General features: G+C 51.4%; 21 protein-coding genes. All 21 read left to right on the forward strand.

Annotated features, from left to right (window positions below; all coding sequences use genetic code 11):
- The first annotated feature begins 22 nt into the window (after positions 1-22).
- Complete coding sequence (locus tag KVG91_RS18100) at positions 23-2,233, forward strand: bifunctional prephenate dehydrogenase/3-phosphoshikimate 1-carboxyvinyltransferase (protein WP_256664818.1); 2,211 nt, start codon at positions 23-25, stop codon at positions 2,231-2,233.
- On the forward strand, positions 2,230-2,919 hold the full coding sequence (gene cmk, locus KVG91_RS18105) for a (d)CMP kinase (protein ID WP_169375180.1): 690 nt from the start codon (positions 2,230-2,232) through the stop codon (positions 2,917-2,919). The genes KVG91_RS18100 and cmk overlap by 4 nt, the downstream gene beginning before the upstream one ends.
- Positions 2,920-3,038: 119 nt before the next feature.
- Positions 3,039-4,724 (forward strand): 30S ribosomal protein S1, encoded by a 1,686-nt coding sequence (gene rpsA / locus KVG91_RS18110; protein WP_043047443.1) that lies wholly within the window; start codon positions 3,039-3,041, stop codon positions 4,722-4,724.
- Between the two features lie 157 nt (positions 4,725-4,881).
- The gene (locus KVG91_RS18115; RefSeq protein WP_169375179.1) at positions 4,882-5,166 is read left to right on the forward strand and encodes a hypothetical protein; all 285 of its coding nucleotides are present in this window, start codon (positions 4,882-4,884) and stop codon (positions 5,164-5,166) included.
- Between the two features lie 132 nt (positions 5,167-5,298).
- Positions 5,299-5,595, forward strand: coding sequence for an integration host factor subunit beta (ihfB, locus tag KVG91_RS18120; protein ID WP_003189779.1), 297 nt, complete (start codon positions 5,299-5,301; stop codon positions 5,593-5,595).
- Between the two features lie 26 nt (positions 5,596-5,621).
- Complete coding sequence (locus KVG91_RS18125; RefSeq protein ID WP_169375178.1) at positions 5,622-5,852, forward strand: lipopolysaccharide assembly protein LapA domain-containing protein; 231 nt, start codon at positions 5,622-5,624, stop codon at positions 5,850-5,852.
- A gap of 1,238 nt (positions 5,853-7,090) precedes the next feature.
- Entirely contained in the window at positions 7,091-7,906 is an 816-nt protein-coding gene (locus KVG91_RS18130) for a GNAT family N-acetyltransferase (RefSeq protein WP_169375177.1), read from the forward strand.
- 2 nt (positions 7,907-7,908) lie between these two features.
- Entirely contained in the window at positions 7,909-9,012 is a 1,104-nt protein-coding gene (locus KVG91_RS18135; protein WP_169375176.1) for a DegT/DnrJ/EryC1/StrS family aminotransferase, read from the forward strand.
- Positions 9,013-9,026: 14 nt separating this feature from the next.
- Positions 9,027-10,175: a DegT/DnrJ/EryC1/StrS family aminotransferase gene (locus KVG91_RS18140; protein ID WP_169375175.1), complete on the forward strand. Its 1,149-nt coding sequence runs from the start codon at positions 9,027-9,029 to the stop codon at positions 10,173-10,175.
- A 32-nt stretch (positions 10,176-10,207) separates the two neighbouring features.
- Complete coding sequence (locus KVG91_RS18145; RefSeq protein WP_169375174.1) at positions 10,208-11,536, forward strand: lipopolysaccharide biosynthesis protein; 1,329 nt, start codon at positions 10,208-10,210, stop codon at positions 11,534-11,536.
- A 15-nt stretch (positions 11,537-11,551) separates the two neighbouring features.
- A complete protein-coding gene (locus tag KVG91_RS18150) occupies positions 11,552-12,562 on the forward strand; it encodes a polysaccharide biosynthesis protein (protein ID WP_169375173.1) in 1,011 nt (336 codons plus the stop codon).
- Positions 12,563-12,564: 2 nt separating this feature from the next.
- Entirely contained in the window at positions 12,565-13,743 is a 1,179-nt protein-coding gene (locus KVG91_RS18155) for a glycosyltransferase family 2 protein (protein WP_169375172.1), read from the forward strand.
- A 70-nt stretch (positions 13,744-13,813) separates the two neighbouring features.
- Positions 13,814-14,656 (forward strand): glycosyltransferase family 2 protein, encoded by an 843-nt coding sequence (locus KVG91_RS18160; protein WP_169375171.1) that lies wholly within the window; start codon positions 13,814-13,816, stop codon positions 14,654-14,656.
- A gap of 29 nt (positions 14,657-14,685) precedes the next feature.
- Positions 14,686-15,705: an EpsG family protein gene (locus KVG91_RS18165; RefSeq protein WP_169375170.1), complete on the forward strand. Its 1,020-nt coding sequence runs from the start codon at positions 14,686-14,688 to the stop codon at positions 15,703-15,705.
- 102 nt (positions 15,706-15,807) lie between these two features.
- Complete coding sequence (locus tag KVG91_RS18170; RefSeq protein WP_169375169.1) at positions 15,808-16,809, forward strand: NAD-dependent epimerase/dehydratase family protein; 1,002 nt, start codon at positions 15,808-15,810, stop codon at positions 16,807-16,809.
- On the forward strand, positions 16,802-17,944 hold the full coding sequence (locus tag KVG91_RS18175) for a glycosyltransferase (protein ID WP_169375167.1): 1,143 nt from the start codon (positions 16,802-16,804) through the stop codon (positions 17,942-17,944). The genes KVG91_RS18170 and KVG91_RS18175 overlap by 8 nt, the downstream gene beginning before the upstream one ends.
- 76 nt (positions 17,945-18,020) lie before the next feature.
- Positions 18,021-18,980, forward strand: a complete 960-nt coding sequence (locus tag KVG91_RS18180) for a UDP-glucose 4-epimerase family protein (RefSeq protein ID WP_169375165.1) — start codon at positions 18,021-18,023, stop codon at positions 18,978-18,980.
- Positions 18,980-20,005 carry an MraY family glycosyltransferase gene (locus tag KVG91_RS18185; RefSeq protein WP_169375163.1) on the forward strand — a complete coding sequence of 342 codons (1,026 nt, stop codon included), beginning with the start codon at positions 18,980-18,982 and terminating at the stop codon, positions 20,003-20,005. The genes KVG91_RS18180 and KVG91_RS18185 overlap by 1 nt, the downstream gene beginning before the upstream one ends.
- A 102-nt stretch (positions 20,006-20,107) precedes the next feature.
- Entirely contained in the window at positions 20,108-22,102 is a 1,995-nt protein-coding gene (locus KVG91_RS18190) for a polysaccharide biosynthesis protein (RefSeq protein ID WP_169375161.1), read from the forward strand.
- Positions 22,103-22,317: 215 nt separating this feature from the next.
- A complete protein-coding gene (locus tag KVG91_RS18195) occupies positions 22,318-23,343 on the forward strand; it encodes a glycosyltransferase (protein WP_169375160.1) in 1,026 nt (341 codons plus the stop codon).
- Complete coding sequence (locus KVG91_RS18200; RefSeq protein ID WP_169375158.1) at positions 23,343-24,455, forward strand: FAD-dependent oxidoreductase; 1,113 nt, start codon at positions 23,343-23,345, stop codon at positions 24,453-24,455. Before KVG91_RS18195 ends, KVG91_RS18200 begins: the two co-directional genes overlap by 1 nt.
- The last annotated feature ends 18 nt before the right edge of the window (positions 24,456-24,473 follow it).

The following is a 24,473-nucleotide window of genomic DNA, read 5'->3' on the forward strand; positions in this document are numbered from 1 at the left end:
CGCATTGCAACCTGCTGTGCCTATGATCGGTCGCCTGGTGGTGGTCGGCCTGGGGTTGATCGGCGGCTCCTTCGCCAAAGGCCTGCGTGAGAGCGGGCTGTGTGGCGAAGTGGTTGGCGTGGACCTGGACCCGCGTTCGCGCGCGCTGGCGGTTGAGCTGGGCGTGGTGGACCGCTGTGAGGCGGACCTGGCGCTCGCGTGCCAAGGCGCTGACGTGATCCAGCTTGCCGTGCCGATCCTGGCCATGGAGAAATTGCTCGCCGTACTGGCCGGCATGGATTTGGGCCAGGCCATCCTCACGGACGTCGGCAGCGCCAAGGGCAATGTGGTGCGTGCGGCGCAACAGGCCTTTGGCGGCATGCCGGCGCGGTTCGTGCCGGGCCATCCGATTGCCGGTTCCGAGCAGAGCGGGGTGGAGGCGTCCAATGCGCAACTGTTCCGTCGCCACAAGGTGATCCTCACGCCGCTTGCGCAAACCGACCCGGCTGCGCTGGCGGTGGTGGATCGTCTGTGGCGTGAACTGGGCGCGGATGTCGAGCACATGCAGGTCGAGCGCCACGATGAAGTGCTGGCGGCGACCAGCCACCTGCCGCATTTGCTGGCGTTTGGCCTGGTGGATTCGTTGGCCAAGCGCAACGAGAACCTTGAAATTTTCCGTTATGCCGCCGGTGGCTTCCGCGATTTCACGCGGATTGCCGGCAGCGACCCGGTGATGTGGCACGACATCTTCCTCGCCAATCGCGAAGCGGTGTTGCGCACCTTGGACACCTTTCGCAGCGACCTCGACGCCTTGCGCGACGCGGTCGATGCTGGGGATGGCCATCAATTATTGGGCGTGTTCACCCGAGCGCGGGTGGCGCGTGAACATTTCAGCAAGATCCTGGCACGCCGGGCCTACATGGAAACCGCTGTGAACGCCGACGACCTGACCTTCCTCGCCAACCCGGGCGGCCGCTTGAGCGGGCGCATCCGAGTGCCGGGTGACAAGTCGATCTCCCATCGGTCGATCATGCTCGGTTCGTTGGCCGACGGCGTGACCGAAGTCGAAGGTTTCCTTGAAGGCGAAGACGCCTTGGCGACCTTGCAGGCGTTCCGCGACATGGGCGTGGTGATTGAAGGCCCGCACCATGGGCGCGTGACCATTCATGGCGTGGGTTTGCATGGCTTGAAAGCGGCGCCGGGGCCGATTTACCTGGGGAACTCCGGCACCTCCATGCGCCTGTTGTCCGGCCTGTTGGCGGCGCAGCGTTTCGACAGTGTATTGATCGGCGATGCATCTTTGTCCAAGCGTCCGATGAATCGCGTGGCCAAGCCGCTGCGTGAAATGGGCGCCGTGATTGAGACCGGGCCGGACGGGCGTCCACCGCTGACCATTCGTGGTGGTCAGGCGCTCAAAGGCTTGAATTACGTACTGCCAATGGCCAGTGCTCAGGTGAAATCCTGCGTGTTGTTGGCCGGACTGTATGCCGAAGGCAGAACCGCGGTGACCGAGCCTGCACCGACCCGCGACCACACCGAGCGCATGTTGCGCGGCTTTGGGTGCCCCGTGGTGGTGGAGGGCGCGAAGGCGTCGCTGGAGTCGGGCCATGCATTGACGGCTACCCATATAGAAGTGCCGGGGGATATTTCATCGGCGGCGTTTTTCCTGGTTGCGGCCACGGTGGCCGAGGGTTCCGAGTTGTTGCTGGAACATGTCGGTATCAATCCGACGCGCACCGGGGTGATCGATATCCTGCGGCTGATGGGCGCGGACATCACCTTGGAAAATCCACGTGAAGTGGGCGGTGAGCCGGTTGCCGACTTGCGTGTACGCAGCGCTGTGCTGAAAGGCATCGAGATTCCCCGGGCGCTGGTGCCGCTGGCGATCGATGAGTTTCCCGTACTCTTCGTGGCCGCCGCCTGCGCTACCGGGCGAACCGTGCTGCGCGGTGCCGAGGAACTGCGGGTGAAGGAGTCCGATCGTATCCAGGTCATGGCCGACGGTCTGGTGGCGCTGGGCGTGAAGTGTGAACCGACACCTGATGGGATTATCATTGACGGCGGCCCGATCAGCGGCGGCGAAGTTCATGCCCACGGCGATCACCGGATTGCCATGGCTTTCAGTGTGGCCTCCTTGCGAGCGGCGGCACCGATTCGTATCCGTGACTGCGCCAACGTCGCTACATCTTTTCCGAACTTTCTTACACTGTGTGCCAATGTCGGCATGCGTGTAGCCCAAGAGGCTCAACTGTGAATATCAAAGCACCGGTGATTACCATCGACGGGCCAAGCGGCTCGGGCAAAGGCACAATCGCCGGCATCCTGGCCAAGCGCCTTGGCTGGTGCCTGCTGGATTCCGGCGCGCTGTATCGCCTGCTGGCGTTCGCGGCGCGCAACCATGGCGTCGACCTGACCAACGAAGAATCCCTGAAGCTGCTGGCGGCGCACCTTGACGTGCAGTTCGTCGGCGCGACGGAAGGTCATCCCCAGCGCATCATCCTGGAAGGCGACGATGTGACCGATGACCTGCGTAACGAACAAGTCGGCTCCTGGGCCTCCCAGGTGGCCGCGCTGCCGGCGGTGCGCGACGCCTTGCTGCAGCGTCAGCGTGCATTCCAGGAGCATCCGGGCCTGGTGGCCGATGGCCGCGACATGGGCACCGTGGTGTTTCCCGAAGCGCCGCTGAAGGTTTTCCTCACCGCCAGTGCCGAGGAGCGGGCGCGCCGCCGCTACTTGCAGTTGAAGGGCAAAGTCGATGGTGTTAGTCTGTCGAGTCTGCTAGATGAGATCCGTGCACGCGATGAGCGTGATACCCAGCGTGCGGTAGCCCCGCTCAAGCCGGCGGCTGATGCCATACAGCTGGATTCCACGGAGTTGTCCATCGAGCAGGTGCTGGAACGCATCATGAGCGAGATCGCCATTCGCGATATCGCCGGGTGACCAAGAAGGCCGCAGGGGACCAGTCATAGTCCTGTGGCGCTTCTTTTAATTGAAACTGACCCACACCGTCTGGGGTGTGGAGATGGGCGTATTCTCCGCCCTTATCAACAGGAATTAAAATGAGCGAAAGCTTTGCGGAACTCTTTGAAGAAAGCCTAAAAACCCTGAACCTTCAGGCAGGCTCCATCATCACCGGTGTTATCGTTGATATCGATTACCAAGCTCGCTGGGTAACCGTTCACGCTGGTCTGAAGTCTGAAGCTCTGATCCCGCTGGAACAGTTCTACAACGATGCTGGTGATCTGACAATCAATGTCGGTGACGAAGTTCACGTTGCTCTGGACTCGGTTGAAGACGGTTTCGGTGAAACCAAGCTGTCCCGTGAAAAAGCCAAGCGCGCTGAATGCTGGATTGTTCTCGAAGCAGCCTTCGCAGCTGAAGAAGTGGTCAAGGGCGTTATCAACGGTAAGGTTAAAGGCGGCTTCACTGTCGACGTTAACGGCATCCGTGCGTTCCTGCCAGGTTCTTTGGTCGACGTTCGTCCTGTGCGCGACACCACGCACCTGGAAGGCAAGGAACTCGAATTCAAGGTCATCAAGCTCGACCAGAAGCGCAACAACGTTGTCGTTTCCCGTCGCAGCGTCCTGGAAGCAGAGAACTCCGCCGAGCGTGAAGCTCTGCTGGAATCCCTGCAGGAAGGCCAACAAGTCAAAGGTATCGTCAAGAACCTCACCGATTACGGCGCATTCGTCGATCTGGGTGGCGTCGATGGCCTGCTGCACATTACCGACATGGCTTGGAAGCGTATCAAGCATCCTTCCGAAATCGTCAACGTTGGCGACGAGATCGATGTCAAGGTTCTGAAATACGATCGCGAACGCAACCGTGTTTCCCTGGGCCTGAAGCAACTGGGTGAAGATCCATGGGTCGCTATCAAAGCCCGTTACCCAGAAAGCACCCGCGTGACCGCGCGTGTTACCAACCTGACCGACTACGGCTGCTTCGCTGAGCTGGAAGAAGGCGTTGAAGGCCTGGTACACGTTTCCGAAATGGACTGGACCAACAAAAACATCCACCCTTCGAAAGTCGTACAAGTCGGCGACGAAGTGGAAGTTATGGTTCTGGACATCGACGAAGAGCGTCGTCGTATCTCCCTGGGCATCAAGCAGTGCAAATCCAACCCATGGGAAGATTTCTCTGGCCAGTTCAACAAGGGCGATAAGATCTCCGGCACCATCAAGTCGATCACCGATTTCGGTATCTTCATTGGTCTGGACGGCGGCATCGACGGCCTGGTTCACCTGTCCGACATCTCCTGGAACGAAGTGGGCGAAGAAGCTGTTCGTCGTTTCAAGAAGGGCGACGAGCTGGACACCGTTATCCTGTCGGTTGACCCAGAGCGCGAGCGCATCTCCCTGGGTATCAAGCAACTGGAAAGCGATCCGTTCTCCGAGTACGTTCAAGAGAACGATAAAGGCGCCATCGTTAAAGGCACTGTGAAAGAAGTTGACGCCAAAGGCGCCATCATCACTCTGGCCGACGATATCGAAGCGACTCTGAAAGCCTCCGAAATCAGCCGTGACCGCGTTGAAGACGCGCGCAACGTGCTGAAAGAAGGCCAGGAAGTAGAAGCCAAGATCATCAGCGTTGACCGCAAGAGCCGCGTAATCCAACTCTCCATCAAGTCGAAAGACGAAGTGGAAGAGAAAGAAGCCATCCAGAGCCTGAAAGCTGCTCCGGAAGCTGAAAAAGGCGAGACCACCATGGCCTCCCTGCTGCGCGAAGCAATGGCTAAGCAGAACTAAGTTCTGTAAGGCTGTAAAAAAGGGCGACTTCGGTCGCCCTTTTTTTCGCTTGAAATTTGCTGAATCAACACGTTAGAACCAAGGCATGCAGCTTAATGTCGGAATTGGCTATAGTTTTAACAGACTCTTCCCCTATTGGGCTTCATTAAGGATTTGGATGAAAAGGTTGATCGTAATACTCGCGTTGGTAGTGATTACAGGTTGCTCGACCACCAGCGCCAAGACTCACGCCAAGCGCGGCGCCAGCGGCATCGAGATCGACTGCTCGGGCCTGGGCAACAAATGGGAGAAGTGCGAGAAGCGCGCCGCCCGAGAGTGCAAGATGCAAGGCTACAAGGTCGTCACCCGGTCCAGCGACGCCAAGGATGAAGAAGGCGACTACCCGTTCGGGTGGAACCCCGCCGGGGCGGTGACCCGGACGATGTTAGTGATCTGCAATTGACCCGGGAATGTGCCCTTGGCAAGTTGCCGTGTATCCCAAAGATAAGTTATCGAGCGGGCTGTTCAAATCCATCAAGTCATGCTAAAACCTTCGAAGCGCTTTTCCTAGCTGCTTGAAAAAGAAGGGAAAAATATGACGAAGTCGGAGTTGATCGAACGAATTGTCACCCATCAAGGGCTGCTCTCATCCAAGGATGTAGAGCTGGCTATCAAGACCATGCTTGAACAAATGTCCCAGTGCCTGGCGACCGGAGATCGCATCGAGATCCGTGGCTTCGGCAGTTTCTCCCTGCACTACCGTGCACCGCGCGTTGGCCGCAATCCAAAGACAGGCCAATCGGTCAGCCTCGACGGCAAGTTCGTACCTCACTTCAAGCCCGGCAAGGAATTGCGTGACCGGGTGAACGAAGAAGAGGAGGAGGGCGTCTGAGTGTATTTGAGAGTAAGGAGAAGATAATGCGCAGGCTCAGCCGCATTTTAGCAGCGTTGATGATTTTGGTGGTTATGCTGGTGGCTTTAGTTTTTGTGCTGGAAAATCAGCAGAGCGTGTCTCTCTCTTTTCTAGGCTTTTCCTCCGGGCAGATGCCAATATCTGTGTTCGTCGTAGTCGCTTTAATTGTGGGAATGCTAATAGGCCCATTGTTGGGTTTTTTGGTCCGTACTCGTCGCTATAAGGCGTTGGACTGAAGATTTACGTCGCCTAAGAAATCGATACGCAGATCGTAGGCGTCTGTCTGTCAGATAAATTGTCTAGAAAAACTCCTTCGCCCTACGAGGCTACGATGATTGACTCAGCAGAAATTCTGCGTCTTGCCGGCTCTTGCATTCGGCGAAATCGGCATCGTCGCACTATTTCAAGCTGTTAGATGTCAAAAATACTTGTGATGGTCGTAGTTGCTCCAGCTTGCGTGCGGGCTGCAGGTCTCACGGTTACGGCAGTGTGCCAGGTGAGCAGTGTCTCGCGCCGCGTAGCTATGCATGAACTGAGCGCTCTGAATCGGTCAGACGTTTTTCGATACCCCCCAAATGCTGCACTTCGTTTGATTGCTATGAGGCAACTTGGGGCTTCCTTCAAAAAATCAAAAGCTGTAAAACGCGTCTGTCCGGTTAGGTCCAATTTGAGGGAAAAAGCTGAGCAGTGCGCGCATCCATCAACGTCAGCATGAATAATTCTCAAGGAATCGATGACGTCAAGGTCCCTGATGTTTTCGTGACCTGTGCCTAGGTAAGTGGGCGCAGAAAGTTTTCACAGATGTAAGTGTCAACGTAAAAGGTAAGGATCAATGAGCATTAAGTAAAAATGAAGTTCGCGCGATTAAGTTATTGATGGCAAGCAACGCAAGCTGCCTCGGTTTTTGAAAAAAGATGACCTTGCGTCGTGCTCAGCTGTCCGATGTACTGATATCCTTGTGCAGCTTAAGCTCAGCGCATTGATAGTATTCCCCGGTTGAAGGAGACTAATGGCTTTTCATCTCATCCGGGCAATGATAGGCCACTACGCCTACCCCCGCGGTGATTCGGCGCTCCATGACGAGAGAGCCATGCTGGAAAAATTGATTATCAACAGGTCCTTTTTTGACGATGGTAGGCGCGCTTTCAGACTGAGCCAGTGGCGGTTGTGGCGCGCAAATCTGATGACTTGTTCATATGCCTAACCCGCTAGCAAAGAGTGCATTGCGATGCCATTCGTCTTAGGCCTGCATGCCATGGAGCCCAGGTAATGAGAGGCCTTCCTGTCAGGATCGGAATGGACAGCGTCAAGACGCAAAAAATTGCCAACGTGCGAGCTTGCGGCAATGCTTGTGGTTTCCCGGATATCTTTGCTCTACGGACTTTTGATGCGGAACAACCTTAAAGACGGTAGAGTCTTTGGATGATTTCTGTGGGTTTGTCTCGTAGCACCTCGAAAAATGGAGTTTCGCCGGATGGGTCTCACGTTCAGTCCAGTTATTTCTTCGGGAGTTCCGGAGACCGCACGTCAGCTGTTTTGGGAGGTTTTTTTCTCCTCCAGAGGAAGGGGGGTCGACCTGCTCACCCACTTCCCTTGGATGTCTTGTGATGAGAACGTCTTTTGTGTCGAAATCAAGTCTACTGCAGGCTCCGATGAAACTATCGCTGCGTTGGTTATCAAGGCCCTGCCTATCAACCAAAATTCTTCGGTTGGACTCGTTGGGCTGGTCTGCGTGGAGGAGGCCTTACGGGGGAAGGGATTCGTGTCAAGCTTGATGGCCGCCGCTACAGATCTTGCAGTTAACAAAGGACTGGCTGCTCTGATGCTTTGGACACAGAAACCTGAAGTTTATGCTGGTAAAGGGTTTGTCACGGATGAGCGCAATCGATTTGGTTATATCGAGTGGACGCCAGATCAATGCGTCAAGTTGGATTACACAGTGCGGAACTGGCCAGATTTATCTCGGCCGAGTGAGCACGGCATTCCACCTTTCGCTACCGGGGGGCAGGTGATCTCAAGCAAGAACGCAACAATTGTTGTGCTTGTTTCCAGTGGCGGTCACAGCATAGCGGAGTGGAGTGGTAAGGAGGAAGATGTAGTTGATTTGATTATGTGCTCAATGCCCGGAAGATGCTCTCTCAACATTGGAGAAGAAAACTCTCTGATATCCGAGCTAGAAGAAAAGGGCGTGGAGTGTAATTTGGGGCCCGCCGCCGTCAGAATGGTTAACTATCTGAACTCCAGCGCTTCTGTAAAAGTACCACACATTAAATTTCTTAATCGGATCTGAAAATGTCAAAGGAAATTTCAACCATTCCTCTTGTCAAGGTGGCGATGCCTCCACGCGAGGTTTTGCTCCCTGCTCTGGAGGCTGTGTTGTACAGCGGAATGATCTCTGAAGGGGAGTACGTTTATCGTTTTGAAGATCGATTCGCAGAGATGTTCAAACTGAATAACGTGTTGGCCACTAGTAGCGGCACCGCTGCTCTACACCTAGCAATGCTGTTGTCTGGCGTAGAAGCAGGCCACGAGGTTATCACTACGTCAATGACCGCGGAGCCGACTAATACGACCATTTTGCAAATGGGGGCCATCCCTGTTTTCGCCGACGTTGATCCTCTTACCGGAAATCTAAGTCCGGTCGCAGTAGAAGCAGCAATCACAAATAGGACCCGCGCTATCTGTGTCGTGCATTACGCGGGTTACCCGGCGCGTCTAAATGAACTTAGAGAGATTGCTGATCGCCATGATCTTGCCTTGATTGAGGACTGCGCTCACGCGTTGGGCGCTGAATATAATGGTCAGCCTATTGGTTCAATCGGTGACTACGCTATTTATTCTTTTCAAGCCATCAAGCACATGACAACTGTAGATGGTGGTCTGCTGATGATGAAAGACCCTAGCCAAATGGCGGAGGCGCGCAAGTTGCGTTGGTTTGGCTTGGCTAAAGGCGTTCCTCGAACTGAAGTGGATATCACGAGGGTCGGTTACAAGTACAATATGCATAATGTCGCAGCCGTGATTGGCCTGAAGCAACTGGACGGTATTTCGCCGTTGTTGCAGCGGCACTATGAGAATGGGCGTTATTTTGACGGTGTTTTTGAAGGCGTTTCCGGCTTGTCGCCTGCGCCTGTGCAGCCCGGCGTTAAGCCCGCATATTGGCTCTATACATTACTAGCAGACGATGCAGATGAAGTGGAAAGGTTACTGGCTGCGAGGGGGGTCATGGCGTCAAAGCTGCACCGTCCGAATCACCTGCACTCTGTTTTCAAATCATTTGCTGGCCCTATGCCGGGTCTCGACGAATTCTATAAGCGTTTGATTCATATTCCGTGTGGCTGGTGGGTATCCGATGAGGACCGTGCACGAATTGTTGACACGCTAAAGCGTGGTTGAAGACGGAGGTATTTATGTCTAAGGTGTTTCCACTCTACCGTGCAGTCACTACCCCGGAAATGGAAAAGGCGGCGCTTGACATTTTGCGCTCCGGTAAGATTGCGAGTGGAGAATGGGTCGAAAAGTTTGAGCGGGGTTTAACGAACATCATTGGACTGCCTTATGTTGTATCGACGTATGACATGACAAGTGCTCTTTTTCTTGCGTTGTATTTGGCGGGGGTGAGAGAGGGCGATGAGGTCTTGACCACGGCTTTCGCATGCCTTTCCACAAACTCAGCGATTGCTCAGTTAAGGGCTACACCCGTATGGGTCGATGTGAGCGTCGGCTCCGTATCTATGGATGTTGTTGATCTGGAATCGAAAATCAGCGAGAAAACCAAAGCGGTCATTTTGTACCACGTTGCCGGATATCCAGGGCCTTCGAAGGAAATCAGCGAGCTGTGCAGGAAGCACAACCTTGGACTGATAGAAGATTGCGACAACGCACTGTTGGCTAAGCAAGGCTCCGAGCCGATCGGATCCTACGGCGATTTCGCGGTCTACTCCTTTTATCCAAATCGCCAGATTAATGCGACTGAGGGTGGTGCCTTGGCCTGTCGTACGGAGGTAATGGCTAAGAAAGCACGGCGATTGAGGCGCTTTGGAATTGATTTCGAAACCTTTAGAACGAAGGCTGGAGAAATCAACCCGCTTTCTGATATCCCCGAGATTGGTTGGGGAATAGCGATGAATAACCTGTGTAGCGCTTTGGCGTGTGCACAATTTGCGACTTTAGAAGCGCGGCAAAGCGCTACCTTAGAGAATGCTCGAAAGCTAGAGCGCCTTATATCGGATGTACATGGGATTAGAGCGGTACCGGTACAGCCAACCGACGTGCCGGCCTATTGGGTTTTCTTAGTTTTCGTTGAAGAGCAGGAGCACGTGCTAGCTGAACTGAAGGGCAAGGGAATAATGGCATCACGAGTGCATCAACGAAATGACACATACACGGGCTTTGGTAGCCAGGCTGTGCATTTGCCGAATACTGACTATTTGCAAAGCAATATACTCGGGGTGCCGTGCGGTTGGTGGCTTGAAGAGGCTGATCTTGTGTTTATTGCCAATGCTTTAAAGGATGCTATTGCTGCGACGCCTATCAATCAAGTTGTTCGGCACCGATGAACTGGCGGACTCCTGCGATTGGGAGAATGTTGATGTTATACGCAGGAAGGTCTTCCAGTTTGCTGGTGGCTTTTTTGTTCTTACCTCTGTATAGCCGTTTGTTAGGTAGCTCACAGTTTGGCATCGTAGCAGTTATGCTTTCGCTGCAAGCGCTTTTGGTCATGATGGATCTCGGCATGTCTACCTTGACAAGCAGGGAGGTGTCTGTTGCGACTAGTACTAACGAGTCACTGCTAACGTTGGTGCGCACTTCCGAATTAAGCTTGACCGGCTTTTATGCACTATTGCTGATCATCGCAGTCACGTTAAAGCTGCTTTATTTTGGCGAGTCAGTATCTTGGGTAGTTGTCATTGGCGCCGTGCTCTTGTTCTGGTTATTAGTGATGCAGAATCTATATTATTGCAGCTTAATAGCACGTCGTAGCTACACTATGGGCAGTGGTTTACAAATAGTAGGTGTAGTCGTTCGAGCATGTGTAACCGCCGTTGCATTAAGCCGGCTGTCGGCGACGCTTGAAGTCTTTATCATGACTCAATTGATCGTGACTGTCTTGCATTGGGGCTGGTCCCGTTATATTTTGACGTCTGCTCTTTCCGAAGGAGTCGACAGAGAACTATCAATAAAGCGGCCGACATTGGCTGACGCGTTGGCGTTGACTAAAATGGGGGGCGCTCTGGTCTTGTTTTCTGCAGCGGGTGCTGCAGTAACTCAATTAGACAAGCCGATTATTTCAATGTTCGCCTCTGCCAGTAGCGTTGCGCCTTACTACCTGGCGAGTTTGTTATGCATGACTCCGATTTCTATTCTTGCCGGTCCCGTCAGCCAGTATTTTCAACCGATTTTTCTACGTGAAGCAGCTCAGGATAAAGTCCGCGGTGGCGCAAAAAAAACGGCACTCAGATTTGCGCTGTCGGTTTTTATAGTTACCGCAGTACCTACTCTGATTCTGTGGTGGTTCCGCGTACCAATCATCGACCTGTGGATGGGGCCGGGGACTAACAACCGCATAATAGCTAACTACGTCGCAATACTTCTACCTGGCTTGGCTATTGGCGCATTTGGTTTCGTACCTTACAGTCAATTGATTTATGCAAAAGACTACCGGTTTCAGGCTGTGATGTCTGCATGCTTGACGGTCGTAACCTTGCTGCTGGCTACCGTCGCTGCGGTAGGGAAGAATGTCGAAGCAGTATGCTACGTCTACTCTGCGTACCACACGGCTTCAACAGTTGTCTCCTGGATCCGGGCTTCGACGTTACCTGATGTGGCGTTGTACGCTAGGAGTACTGCATTGCTGGTATCGACGTTGATGCTAGCGTCCATTACGGTTCTCGCAATGGCTCTATATATACTTATTTGATTGGTGGGTTTGATCATGTTTGATAACAAGGTTTTAATGATTACCGGTGGCACCGGGTCATTCGGTAATACCGTACTGAATCGCTTCTTAAGTACCGATGTTAAAGAAATTATCGTATTTAGCCGAGATGAAAAGAAACAAGAAGATATGCGGATTGCCTTGAATAATCCCAAGGTCAAGTTCCACATTGGTGACGTGAGAAGCTACGAAAGCATTAACCGCGCGATGGCGGGGGTAGATTATGTTTTCCATGCGGCAGCGCTGAAGCAGGTTCCGTCGTGCGAGTTTTACCCGATGGAAGCAGTGCTGACTAACGTTAATGGGACGGAAAACGTTTTAAATGCGGCCATTGATAATAACGTTCAGCGCGTCGTTCTGTTGAGCACTGACAAGGCAGTCTATCCTATTAATGCGATGGGCATTTCCAAGGCGATGGGCGAAAAAGTTCTGATTGCCAAGTCTCGGACAGTCCGCGAAGGCGGTCCGGTGCTATGTGCTACTCGCTACGGGAATGTGATGGCCTCACGTGGTTCTGTTATTCCGCTTTTTGTGGAAAAAATCAAGGCGCGCGTCCCACTTACTGTGACTGATCCGAAAATGACTCGGTTTCTGATGAGTCTCGAAGATTCGGTTGATCTAGTACTGCATGCCTTCGAACACGGGGAGCAGGGGGATATCTTTGTTCAGAAGGCGCCTGCCAGTACCATTGGTGATTTAACCATAGCCCTGAAAGAATTGTTTGCGAGTGATGTGCCAGTAAACATAATAGGCACTCGGCACGGTGAAAAGCTGTATGAATCTCTCGTCTCCCGCGAGGAAATGGCAAAAGCCAAAGACATGGGGCGCTACTACCGCATTCCGGCGGATAACCGGGACCTGAACTATGATAAGTTTATTATTGAAGGTCATGTCGAAGCCAACGCTGTCGACGATTATACATCGCACAATACCGATTTGCTCAATGTTCAACAAATCAAAGAGCTGCTTTTGACGTTGGCCTATATTAAGCACAGTATCGGTCGATAAGTATGACATTATTAAGTGTTATTATACCCACCCATAATCGAGCCAAGTACGCGGTTCAATCGATTAGGTCGATTCTGGAACTTTCAGACCAAATTCAGGTTGTCGTTTGTGACTCAAGTCCGGTGGACGATATTTCTGGTCAGTTCTTGGGGGAATATCCAGAATCACGACTGAAGCTTGTGAGGTCGGGGGAGGGTATCAGCGTCGTTGATAACTTTAATCTTGGCCTGCGCTCAGCAGATGGGGATTACTTGGCTTTTATCGGCGACGACGATTTCGTATCAGCAGAAATCGTTAAAGTGGCGGCATGGGCGAAATTCAAAAACGTCGATTCATTGAAATTTAATTTTCCTGCACTCTATTATTGGGACGATTTCAAGCATGCGACGCGAGGCGAATCTTACTTCGGAACATTGCATCTCGCTCCGTTCGATGGCACTGTAGTTCTTCATGATTTGAAAGCTTCCATGGACTATGCGCTCGATAACTTCGGCGGCGGCGTATTTAATATGCCACGAGCCTATGCTGGAATAATATCCTCTGATTTGGCGCGCAGGATTGAGCGTAAGTACGGTGGATTATTCGGCGGTGTCAGCCCAGATATCTACAGCTCGTTCTTGATCGCTAATGAATCGCAGAGCTGCTTCTTGATTGATTATCCTGTCATCATTCCCGGCGCCTCAGGCGTGAGTACTTCTGGACAAAGCAGTTCCGGCGGTCATTATGGCAAATTACGAGAAAATTCGCATATTGCACCTTTTAAAGATCTTGTATGGGACAGTCGCGTACCTGAATTCTACTCAGTGCCGACGGTGTGGTCATTCTCGCTATTGAAGGCCGTTGAAAAGGTTGAAGCACACAGGGGTGTTAGCTTAAGCCCTAATTTCGGCCGACTGCTGCTCAAGTGTTTTGTCTACTTTCCCCGCTCTTATAAAGAAACGTTATTTTCGTTCAGAAAGCTATGTTCCCTATATGGTGCAGGGAAGGTGATTGGTCAGTTGGTAGGGTCTGTCTGGGGTGAGTTTTTATGGGGAGCTTCTCGGATTATCAACAGGTTTCGTGCTCGCCATGTGACTAACACGATCGAAGTCTTTTCCGGTCTTGATACGTCCTATCTGGCAAGTCAGGAGCTAGGGCGGAAATTAAAGGCCCGTAAAGTTGATTTGCAACTTCCGGAATGAGTTCTGCGAGTTTTATTTATGGTGGCTGCAGCGCTGTTGTAGCCACGTTATTTGTGATTGGAAGCGTTAAATGGTTACTGAACCAGATATGCAAAGTTCGCGCGTTGCACGGGTTAGCGTGGTTATCCCTTGTTATCGCTGTAAGGACACCGTGCGACGTGCCGTTGACTCCGTCTATCAGCAATCATTGCGACCTGCTGAAGTTATACTTGTCGATGATGCGAGTCCGGATGACACACGGGCTTTCTTGGCATCGCTTGCCGAAGAATATCCGAGCGGTTGGATACGTGTTATTACGCTGACCACAAATGCCGGACCAGGAACTGCGAGGAATGAAGGCTGGAATGCGGCCAGCCAGCTGTATATAGCTTTTTTGGACTCCGATGACAGTTGGCATCGCCAGAAGATAGAGCTTCAGTATGGCTGGATGCAGCGCAATCCGACAGTCGCGTTAACAGGACAGACTGGGCTTACTATTGAGGTCTCATCCGCAGTAGCTACTAAACACTACATTGAGAAAGATGTGAATTTTTCACAAGTTTTAGGTCGTGAATTGTTGATGTCTAATCGTTTCTCTACGCCGTCAGTCATGCTGCGCAAAGATCTTCCATATCGCTTTCCGGAGGGCAAAAGGTTTTGTGAAGACTATGAGCTTTGGTGCGATCTGTGTTGCTCCGGCTTTGCATGCTACTCAATGAATAAACCGCTGACGTTTTGCTATAAGCCTCTCTACGGTCATGCGGGATTAAGCGGGAATTTGTGGAAGATGGAGTTGGGTGAGTTGCGAGTATACAGCGTTTTACGAGCCAAGAAAAAGATCCGGTTTGTCTCTTATTGCTCTCTTACATTCTGGTCTTTAGCTCGCTATGTACGTCGAACGATTAAGTTAAAGTTCGGTCATGGGTCAGTATGATATACATTTTTGGCTGGTTTCTTTTGCTCATGATGTTGCTGTTAACAGCACTCTCGGGTTATAGAACCCGGCTATTTTCGGCTGTCGCGTTACTATTTTTATTATTTGTTTCCGTTTTCCGTGGTGCAGTTGGCACTGATACCAACACCTATGAGACCGTTGTCGGCCGTTTGATGGAGAGGCTATCTTGGACGGGAATGGAGCCGGGATTTGTTTTTATGAGCTGGCTGTTGGGAGAGCTTACCGGGTCAGCCGTAATTGCTGTCAGGCTTGTCAGCGTTATTATATTCATTATTTTGTTTCTATACCTTTTTCGCTCCGATAAGAATGAAAAGTTTTTATTGTTGTCTTATATGTTGCCCGCTTTTGTTTACCAATACACAATGAATGGGTTGCGGATAGGTATCGCGGCGATGTTGCTTCTATTAGCCGTACAAAAAATCAGAAAACTACAGAAGCTTTCGGGGTTGGCGTTGGCGCTGTCCGCGTTAATGTTTCATTATTCATCGCTGGTTTCCCTGATTTTTATCTGGGCCTCACAGGCACGTTGGGCAAGGGCGTCTAATATTTTGATTGTCCCTTTCGCAAGTGCGGTAGTGCTAGCTATCTTCAGCGTTAACGGAGACTATTTTTCCGCTAAATTGCTTTCCTATCAGGGTTCTGAGTCGCCTAGTCCATTCTCTGGCTTGGGGAAGATCGCTGTGGTATTGGTGCTCGTGGTGGGAGTAGCATTGTCAAAACTGCCCCGTACGGAGCGAAGCAAGCTCATCTTTCTTGGAACCGGATTTACCGTTTTCTTCTGGATGGTCTCGAGTATTTCCTACGCAGGTTTGAGATTCCTAGATTTGATTTCATTTGCCTATCCTCTTGCGATATTACTGACCTACGGCAGATGTCAATTGGATTTTGATCGTGCCATCAAAATTTTCTTGTTTTTTGCAGGGTTGATCGCCGTGTTTAGTAGCTACAGGAATTTTGTGTCCGAGTACGGCGAGGGTCCATCGCCCTTTTTGCCGTATCATCTGAGCGAACCATTTGCCGAGTTGTAATCGAATGAAACTTCGCAATTTGCTTAATGTCAGATTTTTTAATGCCACGCCAAGTGGATTTTTAAGTAGACGGCAGCTGTTAGTTCTGTTCAGAGGTGGCGTGTGAACGTTTGTATAACTGGAGGTACTGGTTTTATCGGCAGCCCGCTTTGTGCTTTGCTTTTAAGCCAAGGTGATAGGGTCAGAATGCTCTCGCGCAGAGAACAACCAGCGATGCCTGGGCGCGAGGTGTTCGCTGGTGATTTGCTCCAGCCGTATGACGCGCTTGGTGGCTTCCTTGAGGGCTGCAACCTTCTGTACCACTGCGCAGGCGAAATCAATGACACTGATTTGATGTATGACCTGCATGTCCGCGGCACAGCCAATTTGCTCAAAGCAGTCAGTGAAAAAATAAAGCTCACTGGGGAGGCTTTTCACTGGGTCCAGTTGAGCAGTACTGGTGCATATGGCAAGCGGACACTCTCCAGACCAGAGGCTGCCGTTTCTATTGATGAGACGTTCTCTCCTGCGCCAGTGGGAGAGTACGAGGTCACGAAAACTATTTCTGACGAATTGGTGATCAGCTATTCCAAAATCGAGCCGCTTTTCAGCTACACGATTATACGCCCCTCGATCGTGGTCGGCCCGCAGATGCCCAATCAGTCTTTTTTTCAGTTATCCGCCATGGTGCGAAAGCGTCTGTTCTTCTACATAGGGTCAAAAAAGGCAGTATCGACGTATGTTCATGTTGATGATGTCGTCCGTGCGCTCGTGATGTGTGCGTCCGACGTCAGAGCAAAAGGACAGATCTTTATTTTGTCCAATGATTGCTTGCTTTCCGATGTCATTGATTCAATGGCAGACGCTTACAACGTTTCAAGGCCAACCTTGAGAGTACCGGTTGGTATCGTCCGACTTTTAGTGGGAATAGCTTCCCCGTTCGTCAGATTGCCGCTGACGGATGATCGCGTTAATGAACTCGTAAAAGAAGTTGGTTATAGCTCAGCAAAAATTGAAGAAACTATCGGTTTTAAATATCAGGCGCCAATACCAAAAGTAATGCCGGCACTCCTAAGTCAATACGTAAAAAAATCAAATTTGAAAATTGTGGCTAATAATGACTAAACAACAAAAAATATGTGTAGTGGCTACGGTGCCCGTTGCGTTGAAGGTGTTCATGGTCGAGCATATCAATAAGCTCGCGGAGACTTACAGTGTCACCGTAATGGCGAATGCTGCGTCTGAAGACATCTATCATTTTTTGGATAAGCGCATAAAATTCATACCGCTACCTATCCAACGCAAAGTGTCGATGTTTAGCGATGTTTTGTCTTTAATTCGGCTGTTTAGAATTTTTTCCGTCGAGCGATTCGATTGTGTTTTGTCAATCATGCCCAAGTCCGGGCTGTTGACGATGCTGGCGGGTTACTTCGCCCGCGTGCCTTGCCGCATTCATATTTTTACCGGGCAGGTGTGGTACACCAAAAAGGGTTTTTCACGCTTTGCCTTGAAGAAACTTGATCAGCTTCTGGCGTTTGCGGCGACTCACCTTCTGGCCGACAGCCCCTCGCAGCGTGATTTTTTGATAGAAGAAAATGTTGTGAAGCCCCCAAAGATAGAAGTGCTCGGTAAAGGCTCTATCAGTGGTGTGGACTTGGCGCGCTTTAAACCGAATGCGGTGGCGCGCGCACGAATTCGCAGTGAGCTGGGACTGGATGACGCTGCGCTGGTTTTTTTGTTTATGGCAAGGTTGACCCGCGCTAAAGGTATTGTCGATTTAGCCCGAGCGTTTACCTCCGTCGCCACGCGCGCTCCCAACGCCCACCTTCTGGTCGTCGGACCTGACGAAGAGAGTCTTGAAGGTGTGATTACTGAGTTAAGCGAGAAGTTCAAGGGACGGTGCCATCGCATCGGATTCACCAATGACCCTGAGGGCTATATGGCGGCGGCCGACATTTTCAGTTTGCCTAGCTACCGCGAAGGCTTTAGTTTGGCAACCATTCAGGCTGCCGGTGTAGGCCTGCCTGCTATCGCATCGCGAATATATGGTCTAAGTGATGCAGTTCAAGAAGGTGTCACAGGTCTTCTTCATCGGCCTGGGGCGATTGATGAGATGAGTGATGCGATGGTAAAGCTGTATTCGGACAGAGAGTTGAGGAGATCCTTAGCTGAGGCCGCCCGCCACCGAGCGCATACCGAGTTCGCCCAGCCAATAATCATAGAAGAAATGTCGTTATATATTAATAGGCTGTTGGCTTGATTTAAAAAGTACATATTCTAGCTAATCTGTCAATGCTGGAAGTTAAAGCTCTGAATTTTGCACTGGGGTATTATTGATGCATGTATTAGTTACGGGAGCGTCCGGGTTTGTAGGCAATCGATTGGTCGAGGTTTTGAGCGTTAGACAGGGGGTTCAAGTGACCGGCGCTGTACGACGCCAAGGTGTCGGCGGCAATGACGCGGTGAAACAGGTCAATGTGGGTGATCTCTCTCCCGAGACTGATTGGTCTGAGGCCCTTGAAGAAATTGATGTGGTCGTCCATGCAGCTGCGCGCGTTCACGTGATGAACGATACTGCTTCTGATCCTCTCACGGTTTTTCGGAAGGTCAATGTCGAGGGGACCTTGAATCTCGCTCGTCAGGCTGTGGCTGCCGGGGTTCGTCGCTTCGTTTTTATCAGTTCCATCAAGGTAAATGGTGAAGGAACGTTCCAGGGACGCGCCTACACCGCAGATGATGTCCCCGCACCCGCCGACCCGTACGGTGTTTCAAAAATGGAGGCTGAGGCTGGACTGCGAGAGATCGCTGCCTCAAGTGGCTTGGAAGTTGTCATCATCCGGCCGGTATTGGTATACGGGCCCGGTGTAAAAGCGAACTTTTTAAATATGATGCGGTGGCTGGATAGAGGAATTCCGCTTCCGTTTGGTGCTATCCATAATAGGCGTAGTTTGGTTGCACTGGATAATCTTGTCGATCTTATCGTCGTCGCTACTGCGCATCCATCGGCGGCCAACCAAACATTTTTGGTGAGTGATGGAGAAGACCTCTCTACGACTCAATTGCTTCGCAGAATGGCAGCAGCCTTGGATAAAAGGGCGCTGTTGCTGCCTATACCAAGCACACTGCTGAGTGTCGGCGCTAGCGTACTAGGGAAAAAAGCGCTGTCTCAGCGCCTGTGCGGCTCTTTGAAGGTCGATATTGAAAAAACACGTTCATTGTTGTCTTGGATACCACCTGTATCGGTTGATCAAGCATTGAAATTGACCGCCTCGCATTATATGAAAAGAGATAATTAATGAGCACGTGGTGGTTGATATTCATAGCTATTCTCTTATCATTTTCGCTCACGGCAGGAATGCGTCGTTACGCATTGGCAAAAAGTATCATTGACGTGCCTAACGCTCGCAGCTCCCACTCCATTCCCACCCCTCGCGGGGGCGGTGTTTCGATCGTCCTGACCTACCTCCTAATGCTTATTTTATTTGGCATTGCGAAGCTCGTTCCTTTGTCCGGCGTGATCGCACTGGGCGGCGCCGGCGCGGTGGTCGCATTGATTGGTTTTATGGATGATCACGGGCACATTGCTGCCAGATGGCGATTGCTCGGCCATTTCATAGCTGCTATCTGGGCGCTCACCTGGTTGGGCGGTCTGCCCCCGGTAAACTTTTTTGGGGTGGCGGTTGATCTTCAATGGGTGGGGCATTTAGCAGCTGCCTTGTATCTCGTGTGGATGTTAAACCTTTATAACTTTATGGATGGTATCGATGGTATCGCCAGTGTTGAAGCTATTAGTGTATGCCTGGGGGCGTGTTTGCTCTACTGGTTGACGGGATTCGAAAACTTGATCTGGCCGCCTTTACTCTTAGCAGCTGCCGTCACCGGGTTTTTGGTGTGGAATTTTCCCCCAGCGCGGATATTTATGGGGGATGCGGGGAGCGGTTTTCTTGGCGTTATTCTGGCAGGGCTCTCGATTCAGGCTGCCTGGGCATCATCTCAGTTGTTTTGGTCCTGGCTGATTTTGCTTGGCGTATTTGTCGTTGACGCGACCTTTACACTGATTCGTCGTCTCTTGCGCGGCGACAAGGTGTATGAGGCGCATCGCAGTCACGCCTACCAATTTGCCAGCAGGCGATACGGTCGTCACCTTCCGGTGACGTTGGCCGTTGCGAGTATAAATGTGTTTTGGCTGCTGCCCATGTCTTTGTGTGTTGTGTATCTTGGGCTGGACGGCGCGATGGGTTTGGTTTTGGCGTATCTTCCTCTCGTCGTGCTTGCCGTGAAGTTTCAGGCGGGTGCGCTGGAGCGGCCTTTGGTCAGCTAATTTTCAAATGCTTGATTTTTGTGAACCATGATGTGCTTAAAAACGCAGAATATGCATGCGGCAAGAAATCTATGAGGGAAGTTTAACGTGGGTGAGAGGGCTATGGACAGATTGCGCGCTTTTTTGGTCGGGTTGCCACGTCGCAAGAAGCGATTAATTCAACTAAGCACTGACGTCTTAGTTATCTGGGCCGCATTATGGCTTGCATTCGTCGTGCGACTTGGAGTGGATGAGCTAGTTAACCCTTTTCAAGCTCACGCCTGGTTGTTTCTCGCCGCGCCCTTGGTGGCCATTCCTTTATTTGTCCGTTTTGGGATGTACCGTGCAGTCATGCGTTACTTTGGTAACGATGCCCTGATCGCCATCATCAAGGCTGTAAGCCTATCGTCTCTTATCCTTGGCGTGTTGGTGTATTGGTACAGCAACCACCAAACGGTGGTCCCACGCTCCATCATTTTCAACTACTGGTGGCTCAGTTTGATCATGGTGGGTGGGTTGCGTCTGGCGATGCGCCAGTACTTTCTGGGTGATTGGTTTGCTGCGGCGCAACATGTGCCATTCGCCAGCCGCGAGAATGGTCTTCCTCGGGTTGCCATTTATGGCGCTGGTGCCGCCGGCAATCAGTTGGTGGCCGCGTTACGCATGGGGCGAGTAATGCGTCCTGTCGCGTTCATAGACGATGACACAAGCATTTCCGACCGCGTCATCTCAGGCTTGCAAGTTTACAAGCCTAAGCACATCCAGCGCATGATCGACGTCACCGGTGCTCAGGAGATCTTGCTGGCGATTCCTTCTTCCAATCGGGGACGTCGGCGGGAAATCCTCGGCTACCTGGAAGGCTTTCCGCTCCACGTTCGAAGCGTGCCCGGCTTCATGGATCTGGCGAGCGGTAGAGTCAAGGTGGATGATATCCAGGAAGTGGACATCGCTGACCTGTTGGGCCGCGACGCAGTCCCCGCCCAATCTGAGCTGTTGGAGCACTGCATCAAAGGGCTGAGCGTCTTAGTAACCGGGGCTGGCGGTTCTATCGGCTCTGAGCTTTGCCGGCAAATTCTCGCATTGCGTCCGATGACGCTGCTGTTGTTCGAGCACAGTGAATTCAATCTCTACAGTATTCTCTCGGAGCTCGAGCAACGCATCACGCGTGAGTCATTGCCGGTGAAGGTATTGCCGATACTGGGTTCGGTCCGAAATCAGCCCAAGCTTTTGGATGTCATGAAGACATGGCGTGTTGACACCGTCTACCACGCCGCCGCCTACAAGCATGTGCCTATGGTAGAGCACAATATCGCCGAAGGTGTACTGAACAACGTGATCGGGACACTGAATACCGCACAGGCGGCGCTGCAGGCAGGCGTGGCGAACTTCGTACTGATCTCCACCGATAAGGCTGTCCGTCCTACCAATGTCATGGGTAGCACAAAGCGCCTTGCCGAATTGAGTCTTCAGGCCCTAAGTCGTGAATTGGCGCCGGTACTCTTCGGTGATAATTCGAACGTATCTCGGGTCAATAAGACGCGTTTCACCATGGTGCGTTTTGGTAATGTATTGGGTTCTTCCGGTTCGGTCATTCCCCTATTTCATAAACAGATTAAGTCCGGTGGACCTTTAACGGTTACGCACCCAAAGATAACCCGCTATTTCATGACCATTCCCGAAGCAGCCCAATTGGTGATTCAGGCGGGTTCCATGGGGCAGGGTGGGGATGTGTTTGTGCTGGACATGGGCGAGCCAGTGAAAATCGTCGAGTTAGCCGAGAAGATGATTCATTTATCAGGCCTGAGTGTGCGTTCTGATAAAAACCCCCATGGTGATATCGCCATCGAGTTCTCTGGCCTGCGTCCTGGCGAAAAACTCTATGAAGAGCTATTGATTGGCGACAACGTGGTCGCCACTCAGCATCCGATGATCATGAGCGCTAACGAAGACTATCTTACGTGGGATGTGCTCAAGGACAAGTTGGCTGAGCTTCTGGCTGCTGTAGAGGAAGATGATTACGCGCGCGTTCGCCAATTGCTGCGCGATACCGTCAGTGGTTACACTCCGGACGGCGAGATCGTCGATTGGATCTATCAGCAACGCCGCCTCGATCCCTAAAGCTCAAATGTATTGGTTAACGGGCGCCCAGGCGTCATGTGATGAAAATGCGGTAGTCAAGCGTTACCGCCTTTCGATCCAACTATAATCTCTCTCTGCAGCTTTTCGTGAGACAGTGCTGGGGGGCGCTCGAATCATAGGGTGTGGTCTTTTATCGGGCTCATTACCTAAGATTTTATTTTGCCCGGAGCAATTATTTTTCAAGAGAGTGCCTGATGACGTTTTTCCCTTGTTTTTTATCTGTGGTCTTCGTCATCCGTAATAGAGCTGATGGTATCGAACAGATCCTTTGCGAGGCTGCATCTGCTATCGCATCCATTGTCAGTGATTACGAATTGATTGTGGTAGACAACGCTTCAGATGACGACAGTATTCGCGTACTGAAGAGGCTCACCAGCGAGATCGGATTGGCGAATTTGCAGGTTTATGCGTTGACCAAGGAAGTAGATGTAGACACTGCATTCTGGGTAGGCTTGGAAAACGCACTCGGTGACTTCGTTGCTGTGATTGACCCTATGGCTGATGACATACGATTCATTCCTCAAATGCTTGATCATGCCGTCAGTGGGGCAGATGTCGTATTTGCCAACAACGCACAAAAGCCCAAGCAAAGCTTGGCTTACCGTTGGGCGAATACTGCTTTCCACAGTCTTTACAATCGGTTTAATGGTGTGCATCTGGCCAGAGAGGCGCCCCAGTACCGAATCCTCAGCAAAAGTGTCATTAACTTCATCCTCCAGCATCCGCAGCCAGCGATTACCTATCGGCACCTTCCTGCTACGGGTGGCTTCGCACGTGCTTATTTGGACTACAGTGCCACGCCAGTAGCATCAACCCCAAAACGGCTTTGGGATAGTATTGATCGAGGCATGCGTTTACTCGTATCCACAACTCGTGCACCGATGCGGCTTGTCACCTCGCTTTCTCTGTTTGGTGCCGTTGCCAATTTGCTGTACTGCGTCTATGTGGTTTGCATAGCAATTTTAAAGACAGATGTTGCACCTGGTTGGATTAGTTTCTCTTTGCAATTATCAGGAATGTTTTTTCTAATTTCGTTGGTGTTGCTGGTGTTAGGTGAGTACATCCTGAACATGGCAAGCCTGTCGAATGAGGGGCCGCTCTATCACGTCGGTCAGGAGTTCACCAGCGTGCACATTACCCGACTTGAGAAGTTGAACTTAGAGGAGGTGACATCAGATTTATCTGTGGCCAAGTCTGGCGTCAATGAACGTACGCTGTGATGCAAATCGGTCATGATGCGATCATCATCGGAGGCGGCTTCTATGGTGCAGCGATAGCGGTCTATCTTGTTAGGCAGAGGGGGCTCAAGCGAGTTGTACTCATTGAGCGGGAGCCGGCCTTGATGACCCGTGCCTCTTATAATAATCAGGCGCGGGTGCATAATGGCTATCACTACCCACGAAGTTTTACCACAGCTTATCGAAGCCGAATTAATTTGCCCAAGTTCGTTCAGGAGTGGCCAACGGCAGTGAAGCAGGATTTTACCAAGCTCTATGCCATTGCTCGTCGAAACTCAAAAGTCACTGCCAAGCAGTTTGAGCGGTTTTGCCGAGATATCGGCGCTGATATTCGAGTGGCTGACCCGGCATTGCGCGGTTTATTTGAGCCTCGGTTGATTGAAAAAATATATGTTGTAAAAGAGTATGTGTTTGACGCCACCAAGCTTGCTCGTTTGGCGGAGCAAGAGTTGAGGCAGGCCGGTGTTCAACTTATTTACGACACCTCTGTTACGGCGGTTTCAAAAGGCGTGGACATTCCTTTACAGGTGGCCTTACACAACAAGCAAGGCGTACAGGAACTCCTGACAAGTCAATTTGTCTTTAACTGTACGTACAGTGGTCTCAATCAGCTTTCTGGTGATTTTTCTGGAGTATGTAGTGGACTCAAGCAGGAGATAACAGAAATGGCGTTGATGCAGATGCCTGAATCACTCTGCGGATTAGGCGTGACAGTCATGGACGGCCCATTTTTTTCATTGATGCCGTTCCCCTCCTGTGGACTGCATACGTTATCGCATGTTCGCTATACTCCTCACATGCATTGGAGTGATCAACGCGGAATTGACCCGTACGAAAAACTAAGGGGTTATCATAAGGAAACCCGAGTTGATCGCATGGTGAGAGACGCTGCTCGTTATATGCCTGAGCTATTGAAGGCAGAGTATAAAGAGTCCTTGTTTGAGGTAAAGACTATTTTAAATAAAAATGAAAGTGACGATGGTCGGCCAATTCTTTTCGAAAAGCATATGGACCTGCCTGGTTGTTATTCTGTTCTCGGCGGTAAAATCGATAATATATATGATGTCTTGGAGAAGTTGGATGAGGTCATTTGACACACTGACAATTGCCGC

Origin of the sequence: Pseudomonas azadiae (assembly GCF_019145355.1) — a bacterium.
GTDB lineage: Bacteria > Pseudomonadota > Gammaproteobacteria > Pseudomonadales > Pseudomonadaceae > Aquipseudomonas > Aquipseudomonas azadiae.

Coding starts and splice junctions, on each gene's coding strand:
- KVG91_RS18155 (WP_169375172.1), top strand. CDS start 12,565: ATGACATTATTAAGTGTTATTATACCCACCCATAATCGAGCCAAGTAC.
- KVG91_RS18135 (WP_169375176.1), top strand. CDS start 7,909: ATGTCAAAGGAAATTTCAACCATTCCTCTTGTCAAGGTGGCGATGCCT.
- KVG91_RS18115 (WP_169375179.1), top strand. CDS start 4,882: ATGAAAAGGTTGATCGTAATACTCGCGTTGGTAGTGATTACAGGTTGC.
- KVG91_RS18190 (WP_169375161.1), top strand. CDS start 20,108: ATGGACAGATTGCGCGCTTTTTTGGTCGGGTTGCCACGTCGCAAGAAG.
- KVG91_RS18125 (WP_169375178.1), top strand. CDS start 5,622: ATGCGCAGGCTCAGCCGCATTTTAGCAGCGTTGATGATTTTGGTGGTT.
- KVG91_RS18195 (WP_169375160.1), top strand. CDS start 22,318: ATGACGTTTTTCCCTTGTTTTTTATCTGTGGTCTTCGTCATCCGTAAT.
- KVG91_RS18145 (WP_169375174.1), top strand. CDS start 10,208: ATGTTATACGCAGGAAGGTCTTCCAGTTTGCTGGTGGCTTTTTTGTTC.
- KVG91_RS18200 (WP_169375158.1), top strand. CDS start 23,343: ATGCAAATCGGTCATGATGCGATCATCATCGGAGGCGGCTTCTATGGT.
- rpsA (WP_043047443.1), top strand. CDS start 3,039: ATGAGCGAAAGCTTTGCGGAACTCTTTGAAGAAAGCCTAAAAACCCTG.
- KVG91_RS18130 (WP_169375177.1), top strand. CDS start 7,091: ATGGGTCTCACGTTCAGTCCAGTTATTTCTTCGGGAGTTCCGGAGACC.
- KVG91_RS18185 (WP_169375163.1), top strand. CDS start 18,980: ATGAGCACGTGGTGGTTGATATTCATAGCTATTCTCTTATCATTTTCG.
- KVG91_RS18175 (WP_169375167.1), top strand. CDS start 16,802: ATGACTAAACAACAAAAAATATGTGTAGTGGCTACGGTGCCCGTTGCG.
- KVG91_RS18150 (WP_169375173.1), top strand. CDS start 11,552: ATGTTTGATAACAAGGTTTTAATGATTACCGGTGGCACCGGGTCATTC.
- KVG91_RS18100 (WP_256664818.1), top strand. CDS start 23: ATGATCGGTCGCCTGGTGGTGGTCGGCCTGGGGTTGATCGGCGGCTCC.
- KVG91_RS18165 (WP_169375170.1), top strand. CDS start 14,686: ATGATGTTGCTGTTAACAGCACTCTCGGGTTATAGAACCCGGCTATTT.
- KVG91_RS18160 (WP_169375171.1), top strand. CDS start 13,814: ATGGTTACTGAACCAGATATGCAAAGTTCGCGCGTTGCACGGGTTAGC.
- KVG91_RS18140 (WP_169375175.1), top strand. CDS start 9,027: ATGTCTAAGGTGTTTCCACTCTACCGTGCAGTCACTACCCCGGAAATG.
- KVG91_RS18180 (WP_169375165.1), top strand. CDS start 18,021: ATGCATGTATTAGTTACGGGAGCGTCCGGGTTTGTAGGCAATCGATTG.
- ihfB (WP_003189779.1), top strand. CDS start 5,299: ATGACGAAGTCGGAGTTGATCGAACGAATTGTCACCCATCAAGGGCTG.